This window comes from Burkholderia sp. (assembly GCF_018375725.1).
Classification (GTDB): Bacteria; Pseudomonadota; Gammaproteobacteria; order Burkholderiales; family Burkholderiaceae; genus Burkholderia.
Genome location: NZ_JAHACR010000450.1, coordinates 1 through 2,358, shown reverse-complemented (window position 1 = coordinate 2,358; position 2,358 = coordinate 1). Strand labels below are relative to the sequence as shown.

The 2,358-nt window shown below is 66.0% G+C and carries 2 protein-coding genes; both read right to left on the bottom strand.

What is annotated here, in order from left to right; genetic code table 11:
- Window positions 1-5 precede the first annotated feature (5 nt).
- A complete protein-coding gene (gene ureE, locus KH616_RS24215) occupies window positions 6-689 on the bottom strand; it encodes an urease accessory protein UreE (protein WP_292253743.1) in 684 nt (227 codons plus the stop codon).
- Window positions 690-702: 13 nt separating this feature from the next.
- Window positions 703-2,358, bottom strand: a 1,656-nt coding sequence (ureC, locus tag KH616_RS24210) for an urease subunit alpha (protein WP_292253740.1), incomplete at its 5' end; no start/stop codon positions are given.

Here is a 2,358-nt window from a genome sequence, read left to right as displayed (position 1 = left end):
CGAGCTCAGCGGTGTTCATGGCCGTGGCCGTGCGCGCATCCGGGACCATGCTGATGATCGTGATCGTGATCGTGATCGTGATCGTGATCGTGATCTTGATCGTGATCGTGATCGTGATCGTGATCGTGATCGTGCGAGTGCGAGTGCGAGTGCGAGTGCGAGTGCGAGTGCGAGTGGTGCGTGTCGAATACCTGCTGCGCGAGCGCGTAGTCTTCGGCGAACGTCGCGTCGTGTCCGTGCCGATGGCCGCCGCCATACGCACCGGCTTCCGGCTGGAACGGTGCATTGGCCTGCTCGACCTGCGCACCGAGGCGCCGCAGCATGTCGGCGAGCACGGGATCGGCTTCGAGCTTCAGATAGCCGTCGCCGATCTCGACCGGCGTATGGCGATTGCCGAGGTGATAGGCGGCGCGCGTGAACGTCAGCGGATCGGGCGCGCGCACGAGCAGCACGGTTTCGGGCGCGGCCGCGACGCGCACGAGACCGCCGTCGTCGGCGACGAGCACGTCGCCGTCGCGCAGCACGGTGCCGCGCGGCAGCACGAGCGCGATGTCCTCGCCGGTGTCGAGCGTCGCCGCGAGGCGGCTCCTGCAACGGGCATCATAGGGAAGCGTGAGCGTCGGCGCGCGTGCAACGAGGGAGGCGGCGAGCTTCACGTTCGGGGCAATGCGTTTGTCGAGGGTGCGCATGAGTCGAAAATCGTCAGAACAGGAAGTAGCGCTGCGCCATCGGCAGCACGGTCGCCGGCTCGCAGGTGAGGAGCTGGCCGTCGGCGATCACGTCGTAGGTTTCGGGATCGACGCTGATCGCGGGGCGCCACGCGTTGTGGATCATGTCGGCCTTGGTCACGTTTCGGCAGCGACGCACCGGCACGATGCGCTTCGCGAGCCCGTAGCGTTCGGCGATGCCCGCGTCGGCCGCCATCTGCGACACGAACGTCAGCGACGTGCGGGCGAGCGCACCGCCACGCGTGGCGAACATCTCGCGGTAATGGACGGGCTGCGGCGTCGGGATCGACGCATTCGGGTCGCCCATTTGCGCCATCGCAATCATCCCGCCCTTGAGGATCATCGCCGGCTTGATGCCGAAGAACGCCGGCTCCCACAGCACGAGATCCGCCCACTTGCCGGGCTCGACCGAGCCGACTTCATGCGCGATGCCATGCGTGATCGCCGGATTGATCGTGTACTTCGCGACGTAGCGCTTCGCGCGGAAGTTGTCGTGGCGCGTGCCGTCCTCGGGCAGCGCGCCGCGCTGCACCTTCATCTTGTGTGCGGTCTGCCAGGTGCGGATGATCACTTCGCCGACACGTCCCATCGCCTGCGAATCCGACGACAGCATCGACAGCGCGCCGAGATCGTGCAGGATGTCCTCGGCCGCGATCGTTTCGCGGCGGATGCGCGATTCGGCGAACGCGAGATCCTCGGCGATCGACGGATCGAGGTGATGGCAGACCATCAGCATGTCGAGATGCTCGTCGAGCGTGTTGATCGTGTACGGACGCGTCGGATTGGTCGACGACGGCAGCACGTTCGCCTCGCCGCATACCTTCAGGATGTCCGGCGCATGGCCGCCGCCCGCGCCTTCGGTGTGATACGTGTGAATCGTGCGGCCCTTGAAGGCGGCAACCGTCGATTCGACGAAGCCGCCTTCGTTTAGCGTATCGGTGTGGATCGCGACCTGCGTGTCGGTATCGTCGGCGACGGACAGACAGTTGTCGATCGCGGCAGGCGTCGTGCCCCAGTCCTCGTGCAGCTTCAGGCCGATCGCGCCCGCGGCGATCTGCTCGCGCAGGGCCGCCGGGTTGGAACCGTTACCCTTGCCGAGCAGGCCGATATTCACCGGCAGCGTATCGGCAGCCTGCAGCATGCGGGCGATATACCACGGCCCCGGCGTACAGGTGGTGGCGTTGGTGCCCGCCGCCGGACCGGTGCCGCCGCCGATCATGGTGGTGACGCCGGAGACCAGCGCCTCTTCCGCCTGCTGCGGGCAGATCCAGTGGATGTGGGTGTCGATCCCGCCTGCGGTGACGATCTTCCCTTCGGCGGCAATCACTTCCGTCGCCGCGCCAATCGGGATCGTCACGCCGGGCTGGATGTCCGGGTTCCCGGCTTTACCGACAGCAAAGATCCGCCCGTTCTTGACGCCAATATCGGCTTTCACGATCCCCCAGTGATCGACGATCAGCGCGTTGGTCAGCACCAGATCCACGCAGTCGTCTGCGGTCATCTGCCCCTGACCCATGCCGTCGCGGATCACCTTCCCGCCGCCGAACTTGACCTCTTCGCCGTAGATCGTGAGATCGTCTTCTACTTCAATCCACAGCTCGCTGTCGGCCAGCCGCACTTTATCCCCGGT

What these genes read in the sequence shown, in the direction of transcription:
- ureE (WP_292253743.1), bottom strand. Translation starts at nt 689, where the DNA reads ATGCGCACCCTCGACAAACGCATTGCCCCGAACGTGAAGCTCGCCGCC.